Here is a 14,701-nt window from a genome sequence, read left to right on the forward strand (position 1 = left end):
CATTGTCCAGGAGGGTGCCGAAGTCCGTGCCCCGCGCGGCGGCCGATGACGCGGCACCGCGAGATCTGCTCGCACCCGGCGTAGAGCGCGGCGAGCAGCACGACCGCGCCCCACGGCGTGCGCGAGGTCAGCGCGGGCGCGGCGCAGGCGGCGCCGGCGAGAGCGGCGCACAGGATGTAGACGCGCGCCCATGGAGCGATGGACCGCATGGCACTGTCTCCTCCCCCGTGACCGTCCCCAGGTCCCCCGTGACCGTCCCCAGGGACCACGTTCCAAGGTCCGGAGACTAGAACGCCTGCCCCTCACTCCGAGCCCCCCTCGCAGAAATTGGCACGTACGAGTGACGGTGAACAGAAAAAAGCAGGCCGTGACGGGAATCCCGTCACGGCCTGCTCACGTTCAACTACCGGAAGTTCAGGCTTCCTTGGCCCTCAGACTCTTGGCGGACACACTGCCCTCGGCGGTCACCGTCTCCACCGTCACGTCGTGGTCGGGCACGGCCTCGCCCGAGCGGATCAGATCGATGCGTCCCATGACCTTGGCGCGCAGGTCGGTGGGCACGTCGTCCTGGCCGCAGCAGCGCTTCACCAGCTTCTTGACCGCCTGCTCGAGGCCGTACTTCTCCAGGCACGGAGAGCACTCCTCGAAGTGCGTCTCGAACTTGGTGCAGTCGCTGTCCGGCATCTCGTGGTCCAGGAACTCATAGAGATGGTCCAGGACTTCACTGCAATCCGTCTCGTGCGGCTCTCCGCAGCTCATGAGCCTGAGCCTTTCGCTTCGTTCGACGACTCTGACGCGGCGCCGGCCGGGACGAGGCCGCGGTCACGGGCGTAGTCCTCGAGCATGCCGCGCAGTTGGCGACGGCCGCGGTGCAACCGGGACATCACCGTACCGATGGGTGTCCCCATAATGTCCGCGATCTCCTTGTACGCAAAGCCCTCTACGTCGGCCAGATAGACGGCGATGCGGAATTCCTCGGGGATCGCCTGCAGTGCGGACTTCACGTCCGAGTCCGGCAGGTGATCGAGCGCCTGCGACTCGGCCGAGCGCAGACCGGTGGACATGTGCGACTCGGCGCGTGCGAGCTGCCAGTCCTCGATCTCCTCGGCGGCGCTGCGCTGGGGCTCGCGCTGCTTCTTGCGGTACGAGTTGATGAACGTGTTGGTGAGGATGCGGTACAGCCACGCCTTGAGGTTGGTGCCCTCACGGAACTGGTGGAACGACGCGTACGCCTTGGCGTAGGTCTCCTGCACCAGGTCCTCCGCGTCCGCCGGGTTGCGCGTCATGCGCAGCGCCGCCGAGTACATCTGGTCGAGGAAGCCCAGGGCGTCCCGCTCGAAGCGGGCCGTGCGCTCCGCCGGCGTCTCGGCGCCTCCGTCGGGTCGCTCCGCCTGGCCGTTCTCGGCCCCTGCGTCGGTCCCAGTGACCGGACCCACCTCCTCCAAAGACGTGGCGAGACCGAAAGCAGCCCCACTCGAATCGGAGGATAGACGACGATCCGGTCCCGCCGCCGCCCGAATAGGAGCGGTCTTGGGCGCGCTCAGCACCGTCCATTCCAGGTCAGGGGCGCTGGAGCGGGCCGGGCAGATGGTCGAACCCATGCGGCGGACTTCCTCTCGTACTAACAGCGTTTAGCGTCTGTTCCGCACAACAGAGGTCATCCGCGCAACATTCCCGTCCATCGGATGACGCCATCCGTGATGAGCGTCATGGCCTCGGCTTCGCCGATGTCCGCGCGTTTCGGGATCGCGAAGCCGTGGTCGCCGTAGGGGACCTCCACGAGTTCGTACGTCCCTTCGGGGAACTCGGCGGGCTTCCCGAAGGGGTCGTTGCCGCCCTGCACGACGAGGGTGGGCACCCCGGCGCCGAGCAGTTCCTCCGCGCGCGACTTCTCCGGCTTGCCCGGCGGGTGCAGCGGGAAGCTCAGGGCGAGCACGGCGACGGCGCCGAGTTCGGTGGCCGTACGGCACGCGACGCGGGCCCCGGCGCTGCGTCCGCCCGCGATCACGGGGAGGCCGGGCTCGGCGAGAGCGGGCCACAGGCCCCGCCATCCCACGTCCAGCGTCTTCGGGGCGGGCGCCAGTTTCTTCCCGGCGACGCGCCAGGGTTGCTCCACGAGGGCGACGGTGACGCCGCGTGCGGGCAGGGCGGCGGCGACGGCCCGCAGGTCACGGGCCTCGATGCCGCCTCCTGCGCCGTGGCTGAGGGCGAGGATCAGCCGCGCCTTCTTCTTGGGGGCCAGGTGCCAGGTGATGCGCGCCTCACCGGCGCCGGTCTCGACGATCTCGCTCTTGATCTCGCTCTTGATCTCGCTCTTGGTCACGTCAGAAGAGTGTGCCTTCTTCGGGGCCCTCCAGCTCCTTCAGCAGCTCCGGCCCGTTGTTGCGTACGTTGCTGACCGCCGTCGACACCGGGTAGGCCCGCATCAGGCCGTGCGGCGGCGGCTCCAGGAGGGGCCGCAGGTCCTCGACGTCCGTGCGCGAGGGGTCGAGCCAGGCGTCCCAGCGGTCCGGCGTCAGCATCAGGGGCATCCGCGGGTGGATGTCGGCCAGCGAGCGGGGGCCTTCGTCCGGTGCGACCGCCAGGGGCGAGTTCTCCGCCTCCGTGGTGATCACCGTGCACGTCACCCACCAGGCGAGGGGGTGCTCGTCGGGGAGCGTCTTGTCGCGCCAGAACTCGTAGAGCCCCGCCATCGCGAAGACCGAGCCGTCGGCGGGCGTCACGAAGTACGGCTGCTTGCGGGGGCGCTTCTTCTTGCCCTCGACCTCCAGCTCCCGCTCGCCGGACCCGGTGACCCACTCGTAGTAGCCGTCGGCCGGGATGACGCAGCGGCGGGAGGTGAAGGCCCGGCGGTAGGAGGGCTTCTCGTGCACCGTCTCCGCGCGGGCGTTGATCATCCGGGCGCCGCCCTCGGGCGTCTTGGACCAGGACGGGACGAGGCCCCACTTGAGTGTGCGCAGCTGGCGAACCGGGGCGGGGTCTTCCGCGTCTTTCACTGGACGGTCCAGGACCGCGTAGACCTCCTTGGTCGGAGCCACGTTGAAATCGGGGGCGAGGGCCTCCTCGGGCTCCCACTTCTCGATCTCAAAGATTCCTGCGAGATCCTCGGGCCTACGACTCGATGCATACCGTCCGCACATACGTGCCAGACTGCCAGACCCCGTACGACCAGAGGAGCCGGTCCTGAAGATGGCCCACGCAATGCAAAGCACCGCGAACGCCAGCCTGACCGACCTCTGGGACCGGGTCTTCGGCACACAGGCCGCCCCCGACGAGTGGCTGGTGATCGCCACCGGCGTCGTCGCGCTCGCCGTCGTCGTCCCGCACGGCATCTGGCGGGTCGCCCGCAACGCGATCACCATCGCGCACGAGGGCGGCCACGGCCTGATCGCCCTCCTGACCGGCCGCCGCCTCGACGGCATCCGGCTGCACTCGGACACCAGCGGCCTCACCGTCTCCCGCGGCAAGCCCACAGGGCTCGGCATGATCCTCACCGCGGCGTCGGGCTACACCGCGCCGCCCCTGCTCGGCCTCGGCGGCGCCGCACTGCTCGCCGCCGGCCACATCACCGCGTTCCTGTGGATCGCGACGGCGCTGCTCATAGTGATGCTGGTCATGATCAGGAACGCGTACGGCGCCCTGACCATGATCATCACCGGTGGCACCTTCCTGCTCGTCTCCTGGCTGACCAGCTCACAGGTGCAGGCGGCGTTCGCGTACGCGGCGGTGTGGTTCCTGCTCCTGGGAGGCGTGCGTCCCGCCTTCGAGCTGCAGTCCAAGCGCAGGCGCGGCGGCGTGGGCGACTCGGACGCGGACCAGTTGTCCCGGCTCACGCACGTGCCCGCGGGGATGTGGCTCTTCCTCTTCCACGCCGTCTCACTGTGCTCGCTGCTAGGCGGCGGACGCTGGCTGCTCGGCCTCTGAGCAGCGGACTTCCCCCAGCCCTCTGCCACTAAAGTGGGGGCATGACCGTAAATCCAGCGCACAGCACCCTCTGGCCAGCCCCGCACGCGAGCGGAGCCGTCGCCGCGACGGTCCATGTGCCCGGGTCCAAATCGGTCACCAACCGCGCTCTCGTCCTCGCCGCACTCGCCGCCGAACCGGGCTGGCTGCGCCGGCCGCTGCGCTCGCGCGACACCCTGCTGATGGCGGGCGCCCTGCGCGCACTCGGCGTCGGCATCGAGGAAGGTGTGGGCCCGGACGGTTCCGGTGAGGCCTGGCGGGTCATCCCCTCCGGCCTGCAGGGCCCCGCCACGGTCGACGTCGGCAACGCCGGCACGGTCATGCGCTTCCTGCCCCCGGTCGCCACCCTCGCCGACGGCGCGATCCGCTTCGACGGCGACCCCCGTTCGTACGAGCGTCCGCTGAACGGCGTGATCGACGCCCTGCGCGCGCTCGGCGCCCGCATCGACGACGACAGCCGCGGCGCGCTGCCGCTGACCGTGCACGGCGGCGGCGCCCTGGACGGCGGCCCGGTCGAGATCGACGCCTCCTCGTCCTCGCAGTTCGTGAGCGCCCTGCTGCTCTCGGGCCCGCGCTTCAACCAGGGTGTCGAGGTGCGTCACACCGGCTCCGCCCTGCCCTCCATGCCGCACATCCGGATGACCGTCGACATGCTCCGCGCGGTCGGCGCCCAGGTGGACACCCCGGAGTCGGGCGGCGAGCCCAACGTGTGGCGGGTCACCCCCGGCGCCCTCCTCGGCCGCGATCTGACCGTCGAGCCCGACCTCTCCAACGCCCAGCCGTTCCTGGCCGCGGCCCTGGTCACCGGCGGCCGCGTGACCGTCCCCGACTGGCCCGCGCACACCACGCAGCCCGGCGACAAGCTGCGGGAGATCTTCACCGAGATGGGTGGTTCCTGCGAACTGACCGAGCAGGGGCTCGTGTTCACCGGCTCAGGCTCGATCCACGGCATCGACGTGGACCTGAGCGAGGTCGGCGAGCTCACCCCCGGCATCGCGGCCGTCGCGGCCCTCGCGGACTCCCCCTCGACCCTGCGCGGCGTCGCCCACCTGCGGCTGCACGAGACGGACCGCCTGGCGGCCCTCACCAAGGAGATCAACGAACTCGGCGGCGACGTCACCGAGACCGCCGACGGCCTGCACATCCGTCCGCGCCGCCTGCACGGCGGGATCTTCCACACGTACGACGACCACCGCATGGCCACCGCGGGCGCCGTCATCGGCCTGGCGGTGGAGGGCGTACAGATCGAGAATGTCGCGACGACGGCGAAGACGCTGCCCGACTTCCCCGACCTCTGGACCGGAATGCTCGGGAACTGACGGGCTGATCCAGACATGCGCCGCTACGGAAAGAACCCCGACGAGGACGACATCCGCGTCCGCCCCAACCGCAAGGGCAACCGCCCCCGCACCCACATCAGGCCCAAGCACGAGGACGCCTCCGACGGCATGGTCCTCACCGTCGACCGTGGCCGCCTCACCGTCCTGGTCGACGACCGGATCGTGATGGCCATGAAGGCCCGCGAACTGGGCCGCAAGGCCGCCGTGGTGGGTGACCGGGTCTCGCTCGTCGGCGATCTCTCCGGCAAGAAGGACACTCTCGCGCGCATCGTGCGCATCTCACCGCGTACGTCGGTCCTGCGGCGCACGGCCGACGACGACGACCCCTACGAGCGGGTGGTCGTCGCCAACGCGGACCAGCTCGCCATCGTCACGGCCCTCGCCGATCCGGAGCCGCGCACACGCCTGATCGACCGCTGCATCGTGGCGGCGTACGACGGCGGTCTCACGCCGCTCCTCGTCCTGACCAAGTCCGACCTGGCGTCAGCCGACAAGATCCTGGAGACCTACTCCACGCTCGACATGCCCTATGTCGTCACCAGCCGCGAGGAGTTCACCGACGGCGCGGAGCTCGCCCGGGTGCACGAAGTGCTCGACGGCAAGATCACCGCGTTCGTCGGCCACTCCGGAGTGGGCAAGACGACGCTGGTCAACGCCCTGGTCCCGGAGGAGCAGCGGCGCAGCACCGGGCACGTCAACGCCGTCACGGGCCGCGGCAGGCACACCACCGTGTCGGCGCTCGCGCTCCCCCTGGCCGGCTGCGGCGGGTGGGTGGTCGACACGCCCGGCGTGCGGTCCTTCGGCCTGCACCACGTCGACCCGTCCCGCGTCATCCTCGCCTTCCCCGACCTGGTGCCGGGGACGGAGGGCTGCCCGCGCGCGTGCAGCCACGACGAGGCGGACTGCGCGCTCGACGCGTGGGTGGCGGAGGGGCACGCGGATCCGCAGCGGCTCTACTCACTGCGCAGGCTCCTCGCGACCCGTGAGCGACGCGAGGACGACTGACCTCGCCGTTGTTTGCGCCCCAGGCACAGTGGCAAGGGCATAATCGCACCATGCCTGACCCAAGCCAGGCGAAGCGGTCACCGAACGTACGGTTGCGGGAGGCAGATACATGGCGTGGCTGCTGGTCATCGTCGCGGGGTTCCTGGAGACCGGTTTCGCGGTCTGTCTCAAGCTCTCGCACGGCTTCACCCGGCTCTGGCCGACGATCACCTTCGCGGCCTTCGCACTGGGCAGTTTCGGCCTGCTCACGCTCGCGCTGCGGAAGCTCGACGTGGGTCCCGCGTACGCGGTCTGGACGGGCATCGGCGCCGCGGGCACCGCGATCTACGGAATGATCTTCCTCGGCGACGTGGTCTCCACCCTCAAGATCGTCTCCATCTCGCTGGTCATCGCCGGCGTCATCGGCCTGCAGCTCTCGGGCTCCGCCCACTGAGCACGCCAGTGCCGGACCCTCAGGCGTTGATCCATCGCCCGAGGACCCCGCGCACCAGTTCCACCGGATCCTCGCCCGCCGTCGAGGGCGCGACGACGTACGACAGCGCCATCCGCACGGCGCTCTCGCAGGCCATGGCCAGCTCTTCCGTGTCCTTCGGCCGCGCCCTGCCGTTCAGCGCGTTCACCGCCTTCTCCCGGACGAGGGCGAGCAGTTCGGCGGGCGAGGGGACACCCGCGTCCGCACGCCGCTGTGCCGGTACGGGCGAAGCGGAGGCCCGGGGCCCGCTCGGCGCGGGCAGGCGTTCGCTCCAGCAGCCGGTGAGCATGGCCCGCGTGAGCTCGTTCCCCCGCGCGGCCGCGATCGTCCACGCGCTCACGGCGGCGAGCCGGTCCACCGGCCCGCCCTCCACGGCCAACGCGCGCTCCACGCCGTGCAGATACGCGTCCGACTCGCGGCGGAGCAGGGCGCGCGCGAGGCCGTCCTTGCTGCCGAACTCGTTGTAGAGGGTCTGCCGGGACACCCCGGCGGTGGCCGCGACATCGACCATGCGAACGCCTGGCCAGGGCCGGCGGGCGAGCGCCGTGCGGGCTGCGTCCAGTAAGGATTCCCGTGCTGCAGGCATCGTCGCCTCCCGGGGCCGCAGCGGCTCTGCGGCCAGAGTTGACGTGCTCGGAGGCGGTGTCAATAGCCCGGGCGCGACCTGGCACGGTATACGTCATGTCCCGGAATGGCCCGGACATACGGCGCTGTGGCTCAGGCACAACGAGATCGATACTGTTCACTCATGCCCGACTACCACGATGATCTGCGTCTTGCCCACGTCCTCGCGGACGCCGCCGACGCCGCGACGATGGACCGGTTCAAGGCCCTCGACCTCAAGGTCGAGACCAAGCCGGACATGACGCCGGTGAGTGAGGCGGACAAAACGGCCGAGGAGCTGATCAGGTCGAACCTGAAGCGGGGGCGGCCGCGCGACGCGATCCTCGGCGAGGAGTTCGGCGTCGAGGGCACGGGCCCCCGCCGCTGGGTGATCGACCCGATCGACGGCACCAAGAACTACGTACGCGGCGTGCCGGTCTGGGCCACGCTGATCTCCCTGATGGAGGCGGGCGAGGGCGGTTTCCAGCCGGTGGTGGGTGTCGTGTCGGCGCCCGCGCTCGGCCGGCGCTGGTGGGCGGCGAAGGGCGCGGGTGCCTTCACCGGGCGCAGCCTGACCTCGGCGACCCGGCTCAAGGCCTCCAAGGTCTCGCGGCTCCAGGACGCGTCCTTCGCGTACTCCTCGCTCACGGGCTGGGAGGAACAGGGCCGCCTGGACGGGTTCATGGACCTCACCCGCGCGGTCTGGCGCACGCGCGGGTACGGCGACTTCTGGCCGTACATGATGGTCGCCGAGGGCTCGATCGACATCTGCGCGGAGCCCGAGCTCTCGCTCTGGGACATGGCGGCGACCGCGATCATCGTGACCGAGGCGGGCGGCACCTTCACCGGCCTCGATGGCGCTCCGGGCCCGCACAGCGGCAACGCGGCGGCATCGAACGGCCTGCTCCACGACGAGCTGCTCGGCTACCTCAACCAGCGCTACTGAGGCGTACGCCCCTCGGGCGCACGCCCTGAACTGGCGGCACGCGCCCCCTTGTTGACGACCCGCATGGCTGCGACTCTGAGAGTCCCCCCACTTGTGAACTTGTGAATCGCTTCTCCAGCGGTCCACCCAGGAGGTGGCTCAGCCCATGCTCGTCCGCGACGCCATGAGCACGATGGTCCTCACCATCGGTCCCGCCCACACACTGCGCCAGGCGGCCCGGCTGATGTCGACGCGCCGCGTCGGCGCGGCCGTCGTCCTCGACGCTGACAACTCCGGTCTGGGAATCCTGACCGAGCGCGACGTCCTCATCTCGCTGGGGCTCGGCCAGAACCCCGACACCGAGACCGCCGGCACGCACACCACGACCGATGTCGTCTTCGCCGCCCCGTCATGGACTCTGGAGGAGGCGGCCGACGCCATGTCGCACGGCGGCTTCCGGCACCTGATCGTGATGGACGGGAACGAACCGATCGGCATCGTCTCGGTCCGCGACATCATCCGCTGCTGGGCCCCGAGCAGGCGCCGCGTCCCCGCCTGATCACACGACGGCGCCTGTACGGAAAGGTCCGCACAGGCGCCGTACTAAACCGCAACCATCAATTGAGGAACCCCCACGGCGAGCACCACCTCCGCGAGAGCGCCGCCGGTTTAGGCGGAAAGGGGGCGAAGGGCCTGGACCGCGGCCTCGAGGCGCTTGCCGAAGTCACCGTCCGCCTGGCGGAAGTTGTTGATCGCGCGCTCGGCGATGTCGTCGCGCGAGACACCCGCGATGTTGCCCGCGAGGTTCTCGATCAGACGCGCCTTCTCGTCCTCGGACATCTTGCGGTAGAGGTTGCCCGCCTGCACGAAGTCGTTGTCCTCGGCGTGCGAGGGGGCCTCGTGGTTGCCCGTGCCACCGGTGACCGGGGTGGACACCCACAGCGGCCGGTCCGTCTGGAACGGGCCGCCGAAGGAGTTCGGCTCGTAGTTCTTCGCACCCTTGTGGCGGCCGTCGTACAGCGCGCCGTCACGCGAGTTGGTGCGCGCCTCGGTGGCGTGCGGGCGGTTCACCGGCAGGTGGTCGGCGTTGATGCCGACGCGGTAGCGGTGGGCGTCGCCGTACGCGAAGAGGCGGCCCTGCAGCATCTTGTCCGGCGAGGGACCGATGCCGGGCACGAAGTGCGCGGGCGAGAAAATGCTCTGCTCGACCTCGGCGAAGATGTTCTCCGGGTTGCGGTTGAGCTCCAGCTTGCCGATCTCGATCGGCGGGTAGTCCTCGTGCGGCCACACCTTGGTGAGGTCGAACGGGTTGAAGCGGTAGGTCGCCGCGTCGGCCGCCGGCATGATCTGCACCTGCACGGTCCAGGACGGGAACTCGCCGCGCTCGATGGCCTCGCGGAGGTCGCGCTGGTGGGAGTCGGCGTCCTCACCCGCGAGCTTCGCCGCGTCGGCCGCCGTCAGGTTCTTGATCCCCTGGTCGGTCTTGAAGTGGTACTTGACCCAGAAGACCTCGCCGGCCTCGTTGTTCCACTGGTACGTGTGCGAGCCGTACCCGTTCATGTGGCGCAGCGTCGCCGGGATGCCGCGGTCACCGAAGAGCCAGGTGACCTGGTGGGTCGACTCGGGGCTCAGGCCCCAGAAGTCCCACACGTTGTCGGCTTCCTGCGAGCCCGTGTACGGGTCGCGCTTCTGCGTGTGGATGAAGTCGGGGAACTTGATGGCGTCCTTGATGAAGAAGACGGGGGTGTTGTTCCCGACCAGGTCGTAGTTCCCCTCCTCCGTGTAGAACTTCAGCGCGAAGCCACGGGGGTCGCGCACGGCGTCGGCGGAGCCGAGGTTGCCCGCGACGGTGGAGAACCGGAGGAAGGTCTCCGTCTGCTTGCCGACCTCGGAGAGGAACTTCGCACGCGTCCACTGCGAGACGTCACGGGTCAGCGTGAAGGTGCCGTACGCACCGGCACCGCGCGCGTGGACGATGCGCTCCGGGATGCGCTCGCGGTTGAAGTGCGCGAGCTTCTCCAGCAGCGCCTGGTCCTGCACGAGCACCGGACCGCCGACACCAGCGGTCTCACTGTTCTGATTGTCGGCGACCGGCGCGCCGGCCTCCGTGGTGAGCGGTCCCTGCGTCACGTGCGCCTCCTGCGTCATTCCTGCAAGTCCTGTCCTTGGCGTTTGCCTGTCCCTGATCCTACGATGGACTTTGTCTAAGTCAAGTAAACATCCAAAGTCACACCTCGTCGGGACTTAGGTCCTTCGCCTGCTAGGCTGGTTCACATGAGCGACCTGTTGGAACGACTGCGCGGACGCGGTTGGCGCATGACCGCACAGCGGCGCGTCGTGGCCGAGGTCCTCGACGGGGATCACGTACATCTGACCGCGGACGAGGTGCACTCCCGCGCGGTGGACAAGCTGCCCGAGATCTCCCGGGCCACCGTCTACAACACCCTGGGCGAGCTGGTGACCCTCGGTGAGGTCCTCGAGGTCTCGACGGACCGCAGGGCCAAGCGGTACGACCCGAACGCCCACCGCCCCCACCAGCACCTGGTGTGCGCGCAGTGCGGCACGATCCGCGACGTCCACCCCACGGGCAACCCCCTGAGCAGCCTCCCCGACTCGGAACGCTTCGGCTTCACGATCGAGGGCGCGGACGTCACCTACAGGGGCACATGCCCGAACTGCGCGGCGGCGTAGCAGTCTGTCGGTTTGTGGGCAGGCGTTCCGCAAGGGCGGAACGGGTGGGCACAAACCGACCACGGTCGGCAGTCGGCAGCGAATCTCAGCCAGGGCAGACCTCTTCCGGAATCTGACGGTGCGTCATATCGTCGGCGGGCCCAAATATCCGCCTGCCCTCCGCGAGGAGACCCCGTGGGAGATCCGCACCCCAAACTAGAAGCCCACGCAGTGACGAGAACGTTCGGCCGCGGCGCCAGAGCCGTGGACGCGCTAGGCCCGGTAGACCTCACCGTCGCCCCCGGCGAATTCACCTGCATAGTCGGCCCCTCCGGCTGCGGAAAATCAACACTCCTCCGCATAGCCGCAGGCCTCCTGCGGCCCAGCAGGGGAGAGCTGAAGATCCGCACGGCGGACCCGCGCCCCGCAGCGATGATCTTCCAGGACTACGGCATCTACGACTGGAAGACCGTCCAGGCCAACGTCCGCTTCGGCCTGGACATCCAGAAGGTCCCCCGCCGCGAGGCGGACGCCCGGGCCACCGACTGGCTCACCCGCCTGGGCCTCGCCGACTTCGCCGACGCCTACCCCGCCACCCTCTCCGGCGGCATGCGCCAACGCGTGGCCATCGCCCGCGCCCTGGCCGTGGAGCCCGAGATCCTCCTGATGGACGAGCCCTTCGCGGCCCTGGACGCCCAGCTCCGCACGATCCTCCAGGACGAGCTCCTCGACCTCACCCAGACCACCCGCACCACCACCCTCTTCATCACCCACAGCCTCGAAGAGGCGATCGTGCTCGGCGACCGCGTCCTGGTCATGTCGGCCCGGCCGGGCCGCATCATCGCCGAACACCGCCCGCCGTTCCCGAGGCCCCGCACCGGCGACGTACGCGCGACCCCCGAATTCACCGCCCTCAAGGGCGAGTTGTGGGACCTGCTGCGCGGCGAGGTGGTCCGCGAGGACGAGGCGGTCCCGGCATGACGACGGCCACCCCGCGCAAGGCGGCAGCCCCCGAGGACAGCGTGCTCGTCCGCAGGCCAGGACCCCAGGAACTCCACCCCACCCGCACCCACCGCAGGCGCCGCACCCTGGAGATCGGCCTCGCCGTCGCCGTCCCCCTCGCCCTGATCCTCCTCTGGCAACTGGCCGCCACCCAGAGCTGGATCGACGACCGTGTCTACCCCGCGCCCCAGACCATCCTCGAGGACGGCTGGGAGCGCGCGGCGGACGGCGATCTGTGGCCCGACGTGTGGGCCACGCTCAAGCGCGTGCTCGCCGGGTACGCGATCGGCACGGTCACCGGCTATGCGCTCGGCCTCCTCATGGGCTCGCTCTCCCTCGTACGCGCGGCGCTCGAACCGCTCCTGGACGCGCTGTACGTCGTACCGAAGCTCGCCCTGCTGCCCGTCTTCCTGAACATGTTCGGCCTCGGGGAGGGCCCGCAGATCGCGCTCGTGGCAGCCACCGTCTTCTTCTTCGTCTGGATCTCGACGATGGCGGCGGTGCTCGCCGTGCCCTCCGGCCACCGCGACGCGGGCCAGGTCTTCGGTGCGTCGCCGTGGCAGATGTTCCGCCATGTCCTGCTGCCCGCCTCGCTGCCCGCCGTGCTCGTTGGCGCGCGGATCGCGGCGGGTGTCGCGGTCCTGGTGATCGTCGCGTCGGAGCAGATCGCGGCGTCGAACGGCCTCGGCCACCTGATCTTCGACTCCCGGGCGCTGTTCCAGAACGACGTGATGTTCGTCGGCATCGTCTGCGTCGCCGTGCTCGGCGTCGTCTTCTCCGAACTGGTGCGGATCGCAGGTCGGTTGCTCACTCCGTGGGCCCCGCGCGACCGCGGCAGAAGCCAGTCATGAACGTACGTACGAATGCGCTCGGAGGCGCCATGCATACCCGCACCCGCACCCGCGTCTCGGCCCTCACGCTGCTCCTCGCGGGCTCGCTGCTCGCCTCCGCGGGCTGCGCGAAGGAGGACGACACCACCACGGACTCGGCGGCGTCCGCGAAGCCCCGCGCGATCAAGGCGGTCCCCGGCTGCGGCAAGGGCAGCTGGACGGACCCGGCCGACCTCGCCGAGGACCGGGCGCCCGCCCGCTGCGACAAGGGCGCACCTGCCCCGCGCCCCCTGCCCAAGGAGCGCAGCCTCACCATCGCGACCGGAACGCTGAGCGCCGAGTACGTCGCGCCTCTCCAAATGGCCGTAGAGAAGGGTGAGTTCAAGAAGGAGGGCCTGGACGTCCACCTCAAGGTGCTCCCGACCCCCGACGCCCTCCCGCTCCTGGCCAAGGGAGACATCGACGCCCAGTGGGCCGCCCCCGAGGCCGCCGTCATGAACGGCATCACCAGCGGCTTCACCATCAAGTGGGCGGCCGGCAACTTCTCCCCCGACCCCCGGTCCAAGAGCGGCCTGTGGGTGAAGCTGAAGAAGGGCGAGAGCGCGGCGCACGTCCCGATGGCGGGCCGCAAGCTCGGCACCATGATCGGCAAGGGCTCGGTCATCTCGTACCCCATGGGCAAGACCCTGAAGAAGCACGGCGGCGGCCTCGACAAGATCCAGTTCCAGCAGCTGGGCTCGGCGGACGTCCTGACCGCCCTGCAGAACGGCGGCACCGACTCCGCCTGGCTCCTCGACCCGGTCTGGCGCAAGGTCGACGGCGACAAGCAGTACGCGTACCTCGGCGGCCAGCCTCAGGGCGAACCGCTCGGCGGCCTCCTGTTCGGCCCCAATCTCCTCAACGAGGACCCGGACGCGGGCGTCGCCCTGCTGCGCGCGTACATCAGGACCGTGAACACGTACTTCGCCGGTGACTACAAGGCGGACAAGACCTTCGTGGCCGATCTCGCGAAGCTCCTGAAGACCGACGAGGCGGTCCTGAGGTCGACTCCGTCCCTGCGCATGGACTGGGAGATCCGGAAGGGCACGACGGACCGGCTCCAGGCTGCGTACGAGGCGGCGGGCGTCGCCAAGGGCGACAAGGTCCCGGAGGGGAAGGCGGTGGACCGCAGGCTGTACGAGGAGGCGGTGGGCCACAAGCCGTCTTGACGAGCCGTCTTTATCAAGCCGTCTTGATCAAGCGCCACTGAACACACCAGAGGCCGGGAAGCTAATGCTTCCCGGCCTCTGGCCTTTAGTAGCGGGGACAGGATTTGAACCTGCGACCTCTGGGTTATGAGCCCAGCGAGCTACCGAGCTGCTCCACCCCGCGCCGTTGTGTTGTAACCGTACGTCAACGGCGACGACCAGCGCAAATCCGTTCCGGCGCCCCGCTGTGGGCAGGCGTTCCGCAGGCCTTCTGGCCTACGCGGTCAGCTCCTGCTGCAACGCCTCGCGCAGCCGGCCCGCCCGCTCGGAAACCTCCGCGGGCCCCAGCTCAACGGCACGGGAAGCCCACCGCTGCCCCTCCACCAGCTGCCCGCGCCGGGCGTAGAGCAGCGCGAGCCGCAACGCGGCCCGGCCGTGCCCCGCGTCAGCGGCGCGGGTCCACCAGAGCGCGGCCTCGGGTTCACTGCCCTCACGCGCCAGCAGCAGCCCCAGGTTGAACGCGCCGTTCCGGCTGCCCGCGTCCGCCGCAAGGCGGTACCAACGCGCCGCCTCGACGACATCCCCGCGCCCCGCGGCCAGCATCCCGACCCGGACCTGCGCACGCCGGTGCCCCTGCTCGGCAGCCCGCTCGTACCACTCCTCGCACTCGGTCTTCTCCGCGGCGGGCTCGCCGAGCGCGGGCG

The 14,701-nt window shown here is 70.0% G+C and carries 17 protein-coding genes, 1 tRNA gene and 1 pseudogene; 10 read left to right on the forward strand and 9 right to left on the reverse strand.

What is annotated here, in order from left to right; genetic code table 11:
• The 5 genes and pseudogenes from ABD378_RS27815 to ABD378_RS27835 all read right to left on the reverse strand — a co-directional run.
• Positions 1–209: pseudogene (locus ABD378_RS27815) on the reverse strand (HD-GYP domain-containing protein); the annotation flags it as partial.
• A gap of 205 nt (positions 210–414) precedes the next feature.
• Positions 415–759 (reverse strand): mycothiol system anti-sigma-R factor, encoded by a 345-nt coding sequence (gene rsrA, locus ABD378_RS27820; protein ID WP_344524990.1) that lies wholly within the window; start codon positions 757–759, stop codon positions 415–417.
• Positions 756–1,436 carry a sigma-70 family RNA polymerase sigma factor gene (locus ABD378_RS27825; RefSeq protein WP_344524992.1) on the reverse strand — a complete coding sequence of 227 codons (681 nt, stop codon included), beginning with the start codon at positions 1,434–1,436 and terminating at the stop codon, positions 756–758. Before ABD378_RS27825 ends, rsrA begins: the two co-directional genes overlap by 4 nt.
• Positions 1,437–1,657: 221 nt before the next feature.
• Entirely contained in the window at positions 1,658–2,323 is a 666-nt protein-coding gene (locus ABD378_RS27830; protein ID WP_386543949.1) for an alpha/beta hydrolase family protein, read from the reverse strand.
• Between the two features lies 1 nt (position 2,324).
• Positions 2,325–3,140 (reverse strand): SOS response-associated peptidase, encoded by an 816-nt coding sequence (locus ABD378_RS27835; RefSeq protein ID WP_344524994.1) that lies wholly within the window; start codon positions 3,138–3,140, stop codon positions 2,325–2,327.
• Between the two features lie 61 nt (positions 3,141–3,201).
• Here ABD378_RS27835 and ABD378_RS27840 point away from each other — a divergent pair, with 61 nt between their 5' ends.
• From ABD378_RS27840 to ABD378_RS27855, 4 genes are all read left to right on the forward strand, one after another.
• Entirely contained in the window at positions 3,202–3,924 is a 723-nt protein-coding gene (locus tag ABD378_RS27840; protein WP_344524996.1) for a M50 family metallopeptidase, read from the forward strand.
• Positions 3,925–3,965: 41 nt separating this feature from the next.
• Positions 3,966–5,282: a 3-phosphoshikimate 1-carboxyvinyltransferase gene (gene aroA / locus ABD378_RS27845; RefSeq protein WP_344524998.1), complete on the forward strand. Its 1,317-nt coding sequence runs from the start codon at positions 3,966–3,968 to the stop codon at positions 5,280–5,282.
• A 15-nt stretch (positions 5,283–5,297) separates the two neighbouring features.
• A complete protein-coding gene (gene rsgA, locus ABD378_RS27850) occupies positions 5,298–6,308 on the forward strand; it encodes a ribosome small subunit-dependent GTPase A (RefSeq protein WP_344525000.1) in 1,011 nt (336 codons plus the stop codon).
• Between the two features lie 109 nt (positions 6,309–6,417).
• A complete protein-coding gene (locus ABD378_RS27855) occupies positions 6,418–6,741 on the forward strand; it encodes a DMT family transporter (RefSeq protein ID WP_344525002.1) in 324 nt (107 codons plus the stop codon).
• A gap of 19 nt (positions 6,742–6,760) precedes the next feature.
• On the opposite strand, the gene ABD378_RS27860 is transcribed toward ABD378_RS27855, so the two are convergent.
• Positions 6,761–7,366, reverse strand: a complete 606-nt coding sequence (locus tag ABD378_RS27860; RefSeq protein WP_344525004.1) for a TetR/AcrR family transcriptional regulator — start codon at positions 7,364–7,366, stop codon at positions 6,761–6,763.
• 162 nt (positions 7,367–7,528) lie between these two features.
• On the opposite strand from ABD378_RS27860, the gene hisN reads away from it, so the two are divergent.
• Positions 7,529–8,329, forward strand: a complete 801-nt coding sequence (gene hisN, locus ABD378_RS27865) for a histidinol-phosphatase (protein WP_344525006.1) — start codon at positions 7,529–7,531, stop codon at positions 8,327–8,329.
• Between the two features lie 145 nt (positions 8,330–8,474).
• Entirely contained in the window at positions 8,475–8,867 is a 393-nt protein-coding gene (locus ABD378_RS27870; RefSeq protein ID WP_344525008.1) for a CBS domain-containing protein, read from the forward strand.
• A gap of 110 nt (positions 8,868–8,977) precedes the next feature.
• Here the strand turns inward: ABD378_RS27870 and ABD378_RS27875 are convergent, their stop codons facing one another.
• Entirely contained in the window at positions 8,978–10,456 is a 1,479-nt protein-coding gene (locus ABD378_RS27875; RefSeq protein WP_344525010.1) for a catalase, read from the reverse strand.
• A 126-nt stretch (positions 10,457–10,582) separates the two neighbouring features.
• On the opposite strand from ABD378_RS27875, the gene ABD378_RS27880 reads away from it, so the two are divergent.
• The 4 genes from ABD378_RS27880 (at position 10,583) to ABD378_RS27895 (ending at position 14,018) form a co-directional block, all read left to right on the forward strand.
• On the forward strand, positions 10,583–10,999 hold the full coding sequence (locus ABD378_RS27880; protein ID WP_344525012.1) for a Fur family transcriptional regulator: 417 nt from the start codon (positions 10,583–10,585) through the stop codon (positions 10,997–10,999).
• Between the two features lie 174 nt (positions 11,000–11,173).
• Positions 11,174–11,959, forward strand: coding sequence for an ABC transporter ATP-binding protein (locus ABD378_RS27885; RefSeq protein ID WP_344525014.1), 786 nt, complete (start codon positions 11,174–11,176; stop codon positions 11,957–11,959).
• A complete protein-coding gene (locus ABD378_RS27890) occupies positions 11,956–12,831 on the forward strand; it encodes an ABC transporter permease (protein WP_344525016.1) in 876 nt (291 codons plus the stop codon). Before ABD378_RS27885 ends, ABD378_RS27890 begins: the two co-directional genes overlap by 4 nt.
• Before the next feature lie 29 nt (positions 12,832–12,860).
• On the forward strand, positions 12,861–14,018 hold the full coding sequence (locus ABD378_RS27895; protein WP_344525020.1) for an ABC transporter substrate-binding protein: 1,158 nt from the start codon (positions 12,861–12,863) through the stop codon (positions 14,016–14,018).
• An 89-nt stretch (positions 14,019–14,107) separates the two neighbouring features.
• Here the strand turns inward: ABD378_RS27895 and ABD378_RS27900 are convergent.
• Together ABD378_RS27900 and ABD378_RS27905 are read right to left on the reverse strand one after the other, a co-directional pair.
• Positions 14,108–14,181: transfer RNA gene (locus ABD378_RS27900), tRNA-Met, on the reverse strand.
• Positions 14,182–14,273: 92 nt separating this feature from the next.
• On the reverse strand, positions 14,274–14,701 hold a 428-nt coding region (locus tag ABD378_RS27905; RefSeq protein ID WP_425583868.1), incomplete at its 5' end, for a tetratricopeptide repeat protein.

This window comes from Streptomyces rectiviolaceus (assembly GCF_039533825.1).
GTDB lineage: Bacteria > Actinomycetota > Actinomycetes > Streptomycetales > Streptomycetaceae > Streptomyces > Streptomyces rectiviolaceus.